This window comes from Pedobacter nanyangensis (assembly GCF_003313505.1).
GTDB lineage: Bacteria > Bacteroidota > Bacteroidia > Sphingobacteriales > Sphingobacteriaceae > Pedobacter > Pedobacter nanyangensis.
In genome coordinates this window covers 511,251-525,969 of the sequence record NZ_QMHO01000001.1, presented here as the reverse complement: position 1 = coordinate 525,969, position 14,719 = coordinate 511,251, and the positions used below count along the sequence as shown (strand labels likewise).

General features: G+C 43.1%; 11 protein-coding genes. 1 reads left to right on the top strand and 10 read right to left on the bottom strand.

What is annotated here, in order from left to right:
- Positions 1–60 precede the first annotated feature (60 nt).
- Positions 61–1,737 carry a dipeptidyl-peptidase 3 family protein gene (locus DUT71_RS02445; protein WP_240186831.1) on the bottom strand — a complete coding sequence of 559 codons (1,677 nt, stop codon included), beginning with the start codon at positions 1,735–1,737 and terminating at the stop codon, positions 61–63.
- Between the two features lie 128 nt (positions 1,738–1,865).
- On the opposite strand from DUT71_RS02445, the gene DUT71_RS02440 reads away from it, so the two are divergent.
- The gene (locus DUT71_RS02440; RefSeq protein ID WP_113661094.1) at positions 1,866–2,690 is read left to right on the top strand and encodes an N-acetylmuramoyl-L-alanine amidase; all 825 of its coding nucleotides are present in this window, start codon (positions 1,866–1,868) and stop codon (positions 2,688–2,690) included.
- A gap of 120 nt (positions 2,691–2,810) precedes the next feature.
- Here DUT71_RS02440 and DUT71_RS02435 read toward each other — a convergent pair whose 3' ends face one another.
- From DUT71_RS02435 to DUT71_RS02395, 9 genes are all read right to left on the bottom strand, one after another.
- Positions 2,811–3,059, bottom strand: a complete 249-nt coding sequence (locus tag DUT71_RS02435; protein ID WP_113660917.1) for a DUF6952 family protein — start codon at positions 3,057–3,059, stop codon at positions 2,811–2,813.
- A 2-nt stretch (positions 3,060–3,061) separates the two neighbouring features.
- Complete coding sequence (locus tag DUT71_RS02430) at positions 3,062–3,370, bottom strand: thioredoxin family protein (RefSeq protein ID WP_113660916.1); 309 nt, start codon at positions 3,368–3,370, stop codon at positions 3,062–3,064.
- Positions 3,371–3,568: 198 nt separating this feature from the next.
- Positions 3,569–4,201 carry a peroxiredoxin gene (locus DUT71_RS02425; protein WP_113660915.1) on the bottom strand — a complete coding sequence of 211 codons (633 nt, stop codon included), beginning with the start codon at positions 4,199–4,201 and terminating at the stop codon, positions 3,569–3,571.
- Between the two features lie 352 nt (positions 4,202–4,553).
- Complete coding sequence (locus DUT71_RS02420; RefSeq protein WP_113660914.1) at positions 4,554–6,116, bottom strand: T9SS type A sorting domain-containing protein; 1,563 nt, start codon at positions 6,114–6,116, stop codon at positions 4,554–4,556.
- A gap of 229 nt (positions 6,117–6,345) precedes the next feature.
- Complete coding sequence (locus tag DUT71_RS02415) at positions 6,346–7,245, bottom strand: DUF4886 domain-containing protein (RefSeq protein WP_113660913.1); 900 nt, start codon at positions 7,243–7,245, stop codon at positions 6,346–6,348.
- A gap of 327 nt (positions 7,246–7,572) precedes the next feature.
- The gene (locus DUT71_RS02410) at positions 7,573–9,978 is read right to left on the bottom strand and encodes a S9 family peptidase (protein ID WP_240186830.1); all 2,406 of its coding nucleotides are present in this window, start codon (positions 9,976–9,978) and stop codon (positions 7,573–7,575) included.
- A 12-nt stretch (positions 9,979–9,990) separates the two neighbouring features.
- Entirely contained in the window at positions 9,991–11,724 is a 1,734-nt protein-coding gene (locus tag DUT71_RS02405) for a M14 family metallopeptidase (RefSeq protein ID WP_205313817.1), read from the bottom strand.
- Between the two features lie 13 nt (positions 11,725–11,737).
- Positions 11,738–13,384 carry a M14 family metallopeptidase gene (locus DUT71_RS02400; protein WP_113660911.1) on the bottom strand — a complete coding sequence of 549 codons (1,647 nt, stop codon included), beginning with the start codon at positions 13,382–13,384 and terminating at the stop codon, positions 11,738–11,740.
- A 93-nt stretch (positions 13,385–13,477) separates the two neighbouring features.
- The gene (locus tag DUT71_RS02395; protein ID WP_113660910.1) at positions 13,478–14,677 is read right to left on the bottom strand and encodes an FAD-dependent oxidoreductase; all 1,200 of its coding nucleotides are present in this window, start codon (positions 14,675–14,677) and stop codon (positions 13,478–13,480) included.
- Positions 14,678–14,719: the final 42 nt, after the last annotated feature.

Genomic DNA, 14,719 nt, shown 5'->3' with positions numbered 1-14,719 from the left:
TAAAGGCATAAAAAAAGCGGCCTAATTTTGCAATTAGGCCGCTTTTTTTAATTTAAATTTTTATTTCATCCCTAAAACATCTACGCCTTGTTCAAAAACCACATCTACAGGAATACCTTTCTGCGCAAGTTTGTCTAAATCGGCTTGCAGCGGGGCTTTGATCAGCCCTCTTTCCATTTGTGCTTTTTCTACGGCTACTTTATCGCCATTGCCCTGTAAGGTTAGGATAACGGCGCTCAGTTCGTTCATGGCCGAAGCGAATTTTTCGTAGTTAACTTTATAAGTGCCTTGTGCGGTTCTTTCAAAAGCTCCCTTTTCCTGGAAAAAGTTAAAGCATTGCATGTTGGCTTTACCATGTGCACTAGAGGCCCCAAAGCGTACCGAGCGTAAAATACCAGCCATGTAAGTGGTGTAATAGTCTTTGATATCACCCTGTAGCTCTCCTTTTTTAAGCAAACCGGTCACCATGTACAGGCCCAAAACATCGGCTTTGCCTTCTTCTAACCACGAATATTGCTCTTGCAGCGCATTGCGCACCATTCCCTTGCCTGTTATGGTATTTTTTATGCCCAGGCCGTGTGCCACTTCATGAAACATCACGTTGGCGAAAAAAGCATCAAATTTGATATATTTCTGTTGTTCCTTGTCGATCAATACATTGGCAATTGGCACTAAAATTTTATCGAATTTAGCTTTCATTGCATTTTTCAATTGCGAGCGACGGGTGCCTTTTTCCTGTTGGATTTTTTCGTCGTTAGGCAAGTTCACCGCAATGGTTTTGGAGCCAGAGTTGCAATCGCCAGCATAGTAAACCACATCATAGGCATTCAATTCCGAATCAGTTCCGGGAACCTCCTTCTTGTATTTATCGGGTACTGGCAGTCCTTTTTGGAGCTCAGGCAAAAGCGCTACATATTTGGCCAAACGCTTGCTCCATTCCTTATCTTTCACCAGTACATAGCTTTCAAAAGAGGCCCTGGCATTAAACAATTTGTCTTCATAGTTTTCAATAGGCCCAATAATAATGTCCAATCCGTTGGTTTTCATGTCCAGCCAAGCATAATCACTGGCGGTATAATTATCGCTCACCAAAGCATCGGCACGTAGGTTCAGGTATTTTTTCAGCCCCGCATCATCCGTAATTAAAGCGGCCTGTTTCAGCAAGCTGCTGGCTTTTTGCAGCTCGGTAGCAAAATAGATGTGGTAGGGAATAGAAACCAATTTGCCCTGCTCTCTTCTAATGACCGAATAAAGGCCCTGTTTATCTTTTACATCCGACTTTTCCAACTCCTCTTTGGTCATATCCAATGGATAAAAGGTTACTCCCAGGGGTTTTTCGCCAATGCCCGCTACAAAAGGTTTATCGCCATTAAGCCTGTCCCACGGACCGTAGTTGATTTTTACAAAATCCTTTGTTTTCTCGTCCTTGATTGTGGCCAACAAACTATCGCGTTGCGGATAGGCTTGTTTCCAAAAAAGCTCATCCATAATTTGAGCGGCTTCTATCAGTAAAGGCAAAACTTGTCTTTCGTTAGCGGTAAGCAGGTTAAGATCAGTGCTTAGCCTCACTTTCTCGTAAATCGGTAGCCTTTGCGCCACATACTCCTGTAAAGAGTCGAGCTCGCCATTTGCGGCATTTCCCTGTGTTGAGTTTTTGCTTGTACAGGCGGTAATTGAGGTTGACAAAACTGCTCCGAGGATCAGGTTTTTAGCTACACGCATGGTTATTTTTTGCATAAATAATATTCTTTCGGATGTTATTTGAAAGCCCTAAATTAGTAAAAAAGTTGAGGAAGAATAGCAGCACTTTATTTGCTGAGGATTTCACCTTTAACTCGGCCAATAACAAAACACATTTTATTTCGATGAACCGATACCAATCTTTATTTCTTGCCGCAGCATTTGGGCTGTTAGTTGCAGGATGCAGCACTTACAAGTATAAAGCTACCGACAAGGTGTACAAAAACAACGCAAAGGCTTTTTCAGAAATCATTAAAGCTACCCCGCCCGAAAACCAAAAAATTGACTCGCTGTATAGTGAGCAGTATTTTGTGGGCACCACCAATATGGGCATCAGGAAGCCAAACTTCGTCATCATACACCACACGGCCCAGGATTCCTTGGAGCAAACCCTCAGAACTTTTACCCTAACCCGAACTGGCACCAGCTCCCACTATGTGGTAAGCAGAGATGGTAAAGTAGTGCAAATGGTGAACGACTATTTGAGGGCACAACATGCAGGTGTGGGCAAATGGGGCAGCGTTACGGACATGAACTCCTGCTCCATAGGCATTGAAATGGACAACAACGGCACTACCGATATTTGGACTGATGCACAAATCAATAGTTTGTGTGCCTTACTGGGCACCTTAAAAAAGAAATATAGTATTCCAACGGCCAACTTTATTGGACACGCCGATTTTGCTCCTGGACGTAAAAACGATCCGAAGAATTTCCCGTGGAAAACTTTGGCGCAAAAGGGATATGGACTTTGGTATGATGATGTTTTAGACAGTGTGCCCGAAAACTTTGACACCACTGCGGCTTTAAAGGTGATTGGCTACAATGTGCAGCGTTTAAACTACGCCATTGAAGCTTTTAAAATCCATTATATCCAAACGGACATTACCCAAACGCTTACAGACTTTGATAAGCAGGTGCTTTATAACCTGTACAAAAAGAGTTTTTAGGTATATATGTGGTTCAATTTAGATAACCTAAAAACGCGACCACCTGTACATTAAAAAACCTCGCAAACTTTGAAAATCTGCGAGGTTCAATAATCTTTAAGGTGGGGGATCTATAGAAAATTACCGATCAATAGAGCCCATTACTTTTTGAGAAAATGCATTTAACGCCTCTCTTTCGGCCATGCCGCCCTTTACACTTTGGTGCACTTCTAAGGCACCACAAATATTGGTGATCATTTCTCCGGCTACGTCAACCTCTGCTTCACTTACGCCCCTAAATTCGCAAAATGCTTCTAACACTTCAAGGGTTGCGTTCAGTTGCTCGGGGCTTGCATTTTCGAAAAACTGCCTAATTACTGGAACTTTCATAATTACTTGATTTTAGCAAATAAATCGGTTAAAACTTCGGCTTTGTTGGTTTGCACCTGGTCAACCAAAGATCCGTTTTGAAAGGCTGCGAAAGTTGGTAAATTATCCACCTTTGCAAATTTTCTCGACTCTGGAAATTTCTCCGCATCTACAATTAAAAATGCTACGTCTTCATTTTCTGAAGCCAATTTTTTAAACTTTGGTTTCATGATACGGCAGTTACCACACCACGAAGCTGCATATTGTACCATCACCTTTGGATTATCTGAAAGGTATTGGCTTAAATTATCTTCTGTTAATTCTAAAAACATGATATAAAATTTAATAGCTATGCAATCACACTACTTTTACAGCCTTGTGTCAGTTTAGAAATCGCATAGTTATTGGTTTGAAAAGAGGGTAATTTATATTTGTCAAGCTGAGCTTGTCGAAGCCTTATTCTAAAAAGAACATTTCGACAAGCTCAATGTGACAAGCGTCGGCATGAACAGCCTCCGTTAAGCTTTCGCTTAGTTTGCGCTTAAGTATTCCGCTACGCCAGTTCTGGTGGCATTCATTGCAGATTTTCCTTCTTCCCAGTTAGCAGGACAAACTTCGCCATGTTTTTGTACGTGTGCATAAGCGTCAATTAGGCGCAAGTATTCTTTTACGTTTCTGCCCAATGGCATATCGTTTACACTTTCGTGAAATACTTTACCGGTTTCATCGATCAGGTAGGTAGCACGGTAAGAAACATTAGAACCAGAGAAAACTTCTTCTCCTTCTTCAGTGTATTCTACTTCTTGGTCCAAGATTCCTAAAGTACCGGCTAACTGTCTGTGGGTATCAGCAATTAATGGATAGGTAACGCCTTCGATCCCGCCGTTGTCTTTTGCGGTGTTTAACCATGCAAAGTGTACTTCGTTGGTATCGCAAGATGCACCGATCACGATGGTGTTTCTTTGTTTGAAATCTTCCAAAGCGGCTTGGAAAGCGTGCAATTCAGTTGGGCAAACAAAAGTGAAGTCTTTTGGGTACCAGAACAACAATACTTTAGAGTTATTTTTTACTGCTTCTTCAAAAACGTTGATTTTCAAATCATCGCCCATTTCAGACATGGCATCAACTGTAATACTCGGGAATTTTTTACCTACGTAACTCATAATATTTTAGTGTTTTTTTAATTTTCGTGCCGCAAAGATAGTTTAAAAAGCCCTGTAAGGCAATGCCTAAACCATACTTAATCTTGATAGCGCTATAGATAAAAATGATACTTTTCGTTAAAGAATTAGTTTCTGATTATGGGCCCACCTGGCGTAGTGCTGTCCTGACTTTTCGGGATCCGCATCAGTTAGTACTAAAACAAGACTTACGAAGTTTTTGAAACTTCGTAAGCAAAGACACGACATCAGTCTGAGTTTTCTATGTGTCTATGCGATTCATTTATAAGATATGGTTATCACAAAAAAGGCCCCAACATCAATTGGAGCCCTAACTTATTTAAACTAACCCTATTTACTGTTTAATGAGCTTAACGGTTTTTTGAAGCTCGTTGTTTTTTGAAATCCTAAGATAATAGATAGAAGAAGGCAGGCCATTTAGGCTGATTTCCTGCTGAATTGCCTTGGCTTTTTCGCTGAGCACTTTTTTCCCGCTAAGGTCAAATAGTTCGTATTTAACAGCGCTATAATCGGTCGATCCGGCATTAACCGTTACATATTTAGTGGTTGGATTGGGGAAGGCTACAATGCTTTGATCATCAAAGCTGAGTTTTACGTTCACTATTTTTCCGAACTGCTGCTCTGCGCCGTCCAAATCAACTTGTTTTAGTTTGTAATAGTTTTCTCCTACCTTGGCGGTACGATCTATAAAGCTATAGTTTAACACTTCCGACGAATGGCCATTTTGTGCTTTAGAGTCTACGAAACCAATGGCTGAGAATTTCATATCATCATTGGCACGCCATACTTCAAAGCCTTTGTTTTTGGTTTCTGAAACGGTTTGCCACGAGAGGGTACTTTGGCCCTTCACCAAAGCTGCACTGAAATCTCTTAAGGTAACTGGCAATGTTCCGGTGGTGGTGTAGGAGGCTAAACCACTGCCATGCACCACATGGAAAAAGGTGGTTGTGCCATCTCCATTTTTAAGCACCGCTACATCCGCATATCCGCTAGGGTTTGAATTGGTTACGGGCAGGGTAGCGAACATTTCAGCAGATGAAACCAACACAGGACTGGTTATTGTTGTAATGTCATAGATCCTTATTCTGGCTGCCGTATTGGTTGATGGCGCCGCAGAACCAACCACAGTTCCCGACAGGGCCAAATATTTTTTGGCACCGTCTTCAAAGTATTCTGCATTTGAATACACTGGCTCAATTGGCGCAGGAATAAGTGTTGTGTTTGTAATTGTTCCTGTATTGTCTATAGTAATTTTCCTTATCCCTACGCTTTGTGGACCATTGATTATAAATTCTGTGCTAGAAATAGGTGAAATACTGCCCCAAGCTTGGTTATTTGCCCCCAGAGTGATTGTTTGACTAAGGGTAAAACTTTCACCGTCAACTGTAGTAAGTTTGTATATTTCGTTATTGGTGGCACCACTTACATACAAAACGGTATTAACTCCTGTTCCTAAAACCGCTAATGATTCCCCTACTCTTTTGGTAACGTTGATTTCTGATCTCGTTGGTATAGCATCCGTTTCCGAGCTCCATTTATATACCACTAATTTTGCCACGCCTGCGCTAACTGTTCCCATCGAAATAGCGTATATCGCTCCATCATCGGCAACCCTAATTTTGGTGTACTTGTAGCTCTCGGAGCCCACGGTGGTTGTGTTTATCAAATTAGCAGCGCTCCAGCTTCCATTTGATGGATCTACGATATAGATCTTGTTGTTACGATCCGCAACATATAACTTGCCTGTTCCTTTATTATAGGCAATAGTTGAGTTGGTTGTGGTTACAGCCGTTGCAGCTACAGGCGCAATATACCAATTTCTGGTAAGCGGCACGGTTTGCGCAAAGGAGGCTAAACCTGATGTAAAAAAAGCAATGGATAGTAAAAGTTTTCTCATACGTTTTGGTTAAGGGATTAAAGATTAGTTTGGTTAGTGAAAAAGAGCAAAAAGGCCTATTACTGTTCGCAACGCAACAATTTGCAGGTTTTAAACAGTCAAAAAAGCATATCACCGCTATTTCAATAAGATAATGATACGAAAACTAAATTTAAAACGCAAGAAAACGCATTAAAAAATTAAAAGCCGCACAGCTGTGCGGCTTTTAAGGTTAAAAAAGAATTGGCTCTTATTTGATTTTTGAGACCTTAAATGGTTTTTTTACTGCTTCATGTGCAGCTTTCTGGGCTATTTTCGCCTGTTCGTCGCTTATTTTTTCTGGCTTATAGGTATTGCCTATTACACTTTTTTTAAAGATGGCTTCGTACCAAGTGCATGAAGCTGTATAGCGTCCAATGTTAAGATCAAGGTGGTAGCCGTCTCTGCACATGACATCGCCAAAGTTGGTGCGTGCATTTTGTATGGCGGTTCCAGAGGGCACCAAAAGATCAAAAGGCACTAGTTTGAGGGCTTTTTTTGAAGCGTCCATAATTGCCTGGTACATCTTCATCTGATCTTTATCATAGCGGGCAAAACCACTGTGGGTTGAGTTTTGCGCATAGGCCCAGGTTTGGTGCCAAACAAACTTCACCTTGGAATTGGTGGCTTGGCCTTTCACGTAGTTGAACAGCGGCGGCAATGGCCCTGAATAAGTTTCGAACAATCCAGATTTGGGACTGGCTTGCTGCAAACTGATGTAGTCCCAGTTTTCGTCGGCAAGTGCCTTTGCGATACTGGTTTTGGGGAAGCGCTCTTTCTTGCCGTCTAAGCCTATTTTACGATATTCATAGGCTTCTTTATTCTCCTGCACATTTTTCAGGTGCAGATCTAGCGGAGCTCCGCCAATATATAAGTTCCCGATGATCACCTTATAGCCTCCCGCCTTGGCCAATCCATAAAGATATTGCTCCAATGCGTCTTCAGAAAAGCTGTTGCCTATGGCCAAAATTCTAATCACACTATCCTTATTAGGCCGCTCTAGGCTTACATGCCCTAAATCATGGGCTTGTACGTATTGGCTACCAATGGTTAAAAAGCATATCGTTGCGAGAAAACAAACAAACTGCTTTTTGAAAAATCTAATATTCATCTTTTAAAATTTAGGGTTATCGCTAACTTATATATAAAATCGTTTACGGCCAATCTTTTCCAAAAAACAAGCTTCAAAGGATTAAAATTGCATCTCCTTTGGATAAAATAATATCTGGTTTCGCCAGCCATATTTTACCTGAGCTCGATTGATAACCACTTGTAGTTAACCTTCAAATCTGATGCTGCAATAAATTAACTCCGTTAAGCATGCCAAGGTTCGGTTTGCTTCGCCGCTACTTCGTGGTCAACATGTACAGAACGTTGATTTAGCGTCTTCCCGATTTTATTTCGGGATTAGCCATATAATAATCGAACTCAGATTATATTATTTCTTTAACGTACTTTCGAACAGCTTGAATATCCGCTTGTACTCATCTGTCCAGCTGCTGGGCTCTACAAAGCCATGGTCTTCTACCGGATATACGGCCAATTCCCAGTTATCTTTTCCCAGCTCGATCAACCGCTGGCTTAAGCGTACAATATCCTGGAAATGCACATTCACGTCAACCATACCGTGCAGCATTACCAAATCGCCTTTAAGTTTGTTGGCGAAATAAATTGGTGAGCTTTTTTTATAGGCCTCGGGATCATTAAATGGTTCGTTAAGAATGTTTGAGGTATAGCCGTGGTTATAATGCGCCCAATCCGTTACCGATCGGAGCGCCGCTCCCGCCCTAAAGGTATCTGATTCGTTGAAAAGTGCCATTAGGGTGATAAAGCCACCATAAGATCCGCCGTATAAACCTACGTTTTTAGGATTAACCCCATATTTTTCTACCAACATTTTCACGCCGTCTACCTGATCGGTCAAATCTTTTCCGCCCATGTGGCGATAAATTCCAGTGCGGTGGTTACGCCCATAGCCTGAGCTTGCCGTGTAGTCAATATCAATCACGGTATAGCCATTATCGGCCAGCAGGTTATTGAACATGTATTCCCTGAAATATTGGCTCCACCAGTAGTGCACATTTTGCAGGTAGCCCGCTCCGTGCACAAATACCACCGCAGGCTTATTGGGATGCGGGTTTTTAGCAGGGTAAACCCGGGCATACACTTCATCGCCGTAGCGGTTTTTAAATGATACCAGATCAGGCTGACGCCATTGGTAGCTGTCAAATTCTGCTGAAGTAGATTGGGTTACTTTTACGGCTTTTGCTCCGGGTTTGTTGGCTTGGATATAGAGCTCCCAAGGTTTATCCATGTACGAATAATTGATGGCCAACCATTTCTCATCAGGTGACAGGGTTACTTCGTTACCGCCTTTCATACTGGTAATTTGCACCAAATCGCCTCCGTTTACCCCAATTTTGTAGAAATGGGTAATGCCGGGATGCGCTTTGTTCCCGCTGATGTAAAAAGTGCTTTTATCTTTAGAGAGCTGCACTTGCTGAACTTCCCATTTTCCCGAGGTCAGTTGTTTTTTTTCTCCAGTATTCACATTGTAGGTGTATAGATGCGAGTAGCCCGTGGCTTCACTTTGGAAATAGAACCGCTGATTGTCGATCCATCTTACCTCTCTGCTGATGCCTGGGCCACCTACCCAAGCTTCGTCACGCTGGCGATCAATTAATGTTAGTTTGCCCGTTGAGGGATCCAATTTCAAGATCCAGAAATCTTTATTGTCCTGTGCCCGGCCGGTCACTACCGCAAAAGAACCACTTTCATTCCAGTTCACTACGCTCAGGTTTACCTTTCTATCTTCGTTCTTTTTGGTTCTTTCCTCCAATTGTTTGGGATAATCTTTTACATAGTCTGGCAAATCTTTAATGCCCGGAATTTGTGAAACATTTACAGCATAAACTGAATCTTTATCCAAGTCCAAAACATAGGTAATACTGGTAGACAACGTTTCTCCTACTTTGGTACGGCCGTTAATATCTTCGGTATAGCCCGAAGCGGTTACATAATTGGGCACAATGGTGTTTTTGTTTCCAACGGCTTGCTTGATCAATCGATAGCTTACAAATTTACCGTTTGGGCTAACGGTTAAGCCCGCCATAAAATCTTCTTCTAAATAAATAGGTTTAATGGTTCTGGCTGGCGCCGAGCTGGCTGTAGGAGCGCCAAAACGTCTTCCACCACCGGCACCTCTGTTTGTGCCTTCGGCATTTCGCTTTTTGATAATATCGAACAATGCGGTTTGGTCGTTCCTTAGCCAAGTATCTTGCTGCGAACCGCCTGTTGAACGGGCTGGGCCTTTACCCAAGGGCATGCCAAAACCTTCTTGTTTTCCTTTGATGAAATTGGTCAGTTGTTTTAGTTCGCCGGTAGACAAGTTCAACTGATACACATTTTCTGAGCGTTGAAAAACGATGTCGTTGTTGTACAAAAACCTGGCGTTGCTTTCCCGCTCCATGGTATTGGTAAGACGGGTTTCTTTTTTGGCTTTGAAGTTTGAAAGGTAAAGATCACCTCCTTTTTCCATCAGGCCCAGGGATTTGTCTTTATTGTAGGCGTAGTTGAGCACCGCATTTTTATCTGCTTCTTCATTTTCCGCTTTATCTATCTTTAAGCTCGCTACATTTACTTTGTAGGGCTGTGCCTTATCTTTATTTTCAGGGTTCCAGTTAAAGAAAACCGTTTTACTATCTGCTGACCAGCGATAGGCTTCGGGCGAAGTTCCCATCCACTTGGGGTCACGCATAATTTTTTGAACGGTTAATGGCGCCAGTTGCTGTGCCGATGCACCTAGCCACATAGAGAGGGTTAAAAATGCAATATATCTTTTCATGATGCTGTATTTCTAGTTTGATTTACTTGCTAATCCGCCTTTTTTGCTATTCACGTTCACGGTGAATTTAGCTCCGCCTTTTACCAGCCATCTTACGGTTACATAAGAGTTGCCTGGGATATTTTCTACCCTGATATTGGTTGGGTCTAACTTTTGCTCGGTCGTAATCCCCAAATCACGGTTATTCACTACCATTCCCGCAACCACAGTTCCACCGGTTAGCGAAATGATATCCGGGATTTCAATATTGTTTTTAATGTCTTGGCTGGAGTGGGTTGGGATCATCCGTAAATTACTAACTACTGCGGTAACCTGTTTTAGTCCTGCTCCAATTTCTTTCACCTCAATTTCGTCAACACTCAATTTTGGTGTATTGTAGGCGTGGAAGACACTAAAAGCCATGTTTCGGTGTGCGTCGCTTTCCAGCAAAAAGCCTGGATGTAAGCGGGTGTAAGTTTTTTTGAAACCTCCTATCTCAATATCTCCGTATTGGGGGTGTTTATAGGGTTTCCAGTCTACAAAAGCATCTTTCATTAGCAAATCCTTGTCGAAACTGTAGAGCTGATCCTGGGTGTTATCTGCGCCTGCCTTATTGTACATGGCATAGCCGGTCCAAAGTTCATTGGAGAAGGTGTAAATTCCCCGTCCGCCGTAAAACCAATCCAACTCCCCACCAAAAACCGAATACAGATCTTTATAAACCACTAAGTAACGATAACCTGGTAACAATTCTTCGCCTTTTTTACCAAGGGCATCATATACCCGCACATCTTGTGCGTTGTAGGTATCCACATCTTCTGCCGCTCCTGGGCCACGCAAAATCATGCCGCCATTGTTGTGGTAAGATTGTGCCGCAGCAATGTTGGGGTGTTTCATCACGAAATCTACCACCGCACGGTTCTCGGGAATAGAGAAAGGATATTTATAGGCGCCACCTTGAATGTAGTTCGGCTGCCAGTTCCAGCCCCAATCGCGGTTAGGGTCATAGGCGCCTTCACCATCCTCGTTCACCAGGCCATCGCCATCATTATCAATCCCTTCGGAACCCAAAAGCTCATATTCTCCTTTTTCATCGTAGCCTACCACAATCATTCTTCGTGGATCGCTTGGGTCTACCTTATAACGGCCGTTCGGATTTTTACGGCGCATCATGGTGATGTGCCCATCGCCATCCAGGTCGTCAAAACCATCTTCATTATCTGCGCCATCCCTATCGTTGTCAATAGGAATTAAACCTGTGCGTGGGGAATGTGCGGTGTTGGCTTTATGGATAAAACTATCCCTGGCGTCAGGGTTGATGGTGGGCACGATGTAAAAGGTTTTATCGGCTAAAAGCGACTGCACCATTTGGTTGTTGGCCGCAAACATTTCTACCAAATACCAAGCCGTGTACAGCGCAAATTCACTTCCCTGTATCTCATTAGAGTGGATATTCCCGTCAATGTACATGGCCGGTTTTTGATCGGCATTGCCCACCTTATGGTCGCTGATGCTCATGACCCAAAGATCTTTGCCCTGGTAAGATTTCCCGATGGTTTCTAACTTGATCAGGTTGGGGTGGGCTGCTGCCAGCTTTTTACAGATTTCCGTAATGGCCGCATAATCGTGATACCGGTTCCAGCTGATGGGCACTTTTGGGTTTGGTGGCGTACCTACTGCCGCTAATATATTTTCTGGTTTTTGAGCTTTTAAGGTTACGGCACACAAAATCACCGCAGCCATTAGCATGTATTTCTTCATCGTCATCTGTTCTGTTCGATTAAAGTGTAACCTCTATTGATTTGTTTCCTGTGGTTGGACAACCTGCATCAATGGTAATTTTTCCATTGCCCTTGATCAGCCAGGTTAATTCTCTAAACTCCTTGCCCTGCAAACTGTCGATGGTTTGGCTCTTACGGCCACTTACCACTTCTTGCCCATTTTTGGCGTTCACTTTTACGGCAATCTTTTTAAGAAAATAACTACGGTCGCCTATTTTGGTATAGGTAGACAGATCACCGGCATTAAGCAGCTGCAGTGTTACCCGTGTTAGCCCATCGGCTACTTTCTCGGTTTTGAGGTTCACAAATTCAATTTGAGGTGCCATGGCAGCAAGGGCTACCAAAAAATCGGTATGCTTGGCTACAATATTGTCTACCAACTTGTACGGCGGGTTGTTAAGCACGAAAGGATCTATCCCGCCTATTTCAACGGTTTTTCCGTTAAAATCTGGGTGCGAAACCGCTTTCCACGGGGTGTAGGTATCGGTAATTCCTTCCTTAGCCGCCCAACGTAAATAGGCTGCCACAGGATCATCATTGGTAAATTTCCTTTCTTTCTTCGCCGAATCTGGCGCTACTTTTGGCACCCACCATCCCGGAGTACTGAAACTCAAACGGCCATAATGAAAATAAGCCCACTGCGAAAAATCACCCGGTTCTGCCTGTGTTTTGGGAGCCTCTTTGGTTTTAGTGATTTTATTGTAACGTTCAGAAACCAACGCATTAGATTTTACATCGGCTTCAAACCAACTGGTGATTACTCTCTTACTCAAACCCGCTGGATTAAATGCCACAGGCGATGAAAGGTTGTTCATTGGTCCGAAGGTGACTACGGCATATACATTGAAGGCATCAAAAAGAAAGTCGAACAACGCCCTGTTCTCTTTTTCAGAAACCGCATACTCTCCTGCTCCGGGAACAAAATTCTTATAATTAAAGCTTGCGTTTTTATTGAAATTCACCCCGCCTTCTCCATCTTCGTTAAACAGTCCGTCTTTATCGTTATCCGTTCCTTCCTGCAAAAGAAGATATGCGCCATTTTCGCCTTTGGCAGCATCGGCCAAAATCAGCGAACGGGGATCGTCTGGGTTCAATTTGTATTTTCCTGTGGCATCTTTCACGCGCATCCAGGTAATTTTACCGTTGCCATCTAAATCGTCAAACCCGTCTTCGTTCATCCTGCCGTCACGGTCATCATCGGTTTTGGTAGCATTGCCACTGCGTTCGTATTTCAGCTTTGCAAAATACTGCTCGGTAGCATCGGGGCTCATGTTTGGAAATACGTAAAAGGTTTGTTTGTTCAACAGGTTTTTAACGCTATCGGTGTTTGAGCTTGCCAATAGTTTTTCGGCAAAGCCGATGGCCATTTCTACACCTAAAAGATGTTTGCCATCGACCCCGCCAACCACAGCAATAGCCGGTTTCTGATCAGCGTTTTGAGCGCCCAGGGTGAGCATCCAAATGTCTTTTCCACCAAGCGTTTGGGTAAGTGTTCTTGATTTGATTAAGCTGGGATATTTGCTGGTCAACGTTTTGATCCGCTGGGCCAAGCTGGCGCTGTTGCTATAGTTTTGCGTTGATTGGGCAAAGGAACTAAGCGTAACAGCCCAAAAAAATAATTGGGATAGGTAAAGCTTTTTCTTCATTTTGGTTACGGTTATGCATGCAAGTTATGCAAAAAAGTGCTGGGCTAGCGCAGCCCAAAACAAGATGTTACAAATGTTACAGACGGCAAGGAGCTACCTGATGATTTTGCCTGCTTTATCTATCGTTACGTTAAATGGAGGCATATAATCCTGCAGCAACACGGCGAGTTCGCGTCGCGAAATTTGTCGCCCCAGCTCAAATTTTGAAGTAAAACCATAAGTTGTCTTCCATTTTTTCTCCACCTCTTTAAGTGTACTTTCCGCGGCTTTGTTCCCTACATAACAAATCATATCCAGGGCATTTCCAAGGGTAATGATCTCGCTTTTATGGTCATCAAACCAAATTTGGGCCTTGTAGTAATGCTCTTTGATAGGCTCCTTAATTTCAGCGGTGCTCACCAGTTTTTCGCCATTAAAAAGCAGTTTGCCGTTGGTTTCATCGGCCTTGATCACCCCGGAAACACCTACCATTTGGATAGATTTCCAATTGGCATCTTTTATGCCCACATCCACAAAAGGCATCAGGTTACTGTTATGGGCAATCAGCTCGCCCTGTATTTTCTTCAGGTTTGATTCGGAGGTTCTTAGATCAAAAAATCCAGCGTAGGCCGCTACCGCACCTGCCGCCTGGCCCAACAACATGCTTGAGGCATCGCTCACGTAAACCAAATTCTCCTGCGTAGGCATTAATAACTGGTACAATGAAAAAAAGGTGCTCGTACTGCCGCTAATTTGCTTACCTACCGCAACATTGGTTTTGTAGATGGGGTTTTGATAGCTGAGCTTTTCCCAAGTTCCCCCTGCCGAGGCATCAATTTTTAGGGCGGCGTTCAGTTTTTGATCAGCCACGTTTATGAAAATCTCGGGCCTAATGGTTTTACCGTCCGACAATTTAAACACCCAGCCCTTGCCCGATCTGTCTGCCTTTATCCACTGCACATTTTTGATGACCGTTAGGTTTTTAATGCTGTCCGTCCATTGAGTTAACACTTGATTGGCCGTTTGCTTATCAAACTGTACTTCGCCAATACTATCGTTCAACGGTTTAAGCTTCTTCACCTTACTTAAAAAAGTAGCCTGCACGCCAGAGTGCAGATCTTTCCCTATGGGCTCAATATCAAAGCCCCCTGCCTGCAACAACAATATTGTTTTAACATTAGATTGCGCTGCCTGTATGGCTGCCGCTACGGCAGCATTGCTATTTCCAATCACAAAAACATCTGGTTTGATGGTTTGCGCCCTTAGCTGAAACGACAGGAAGAATACGGAAAATAGAAACAGATACTTTTTCATGGTGTTATAACATGTGGTACTACGCTACTAATTTGCCGATAA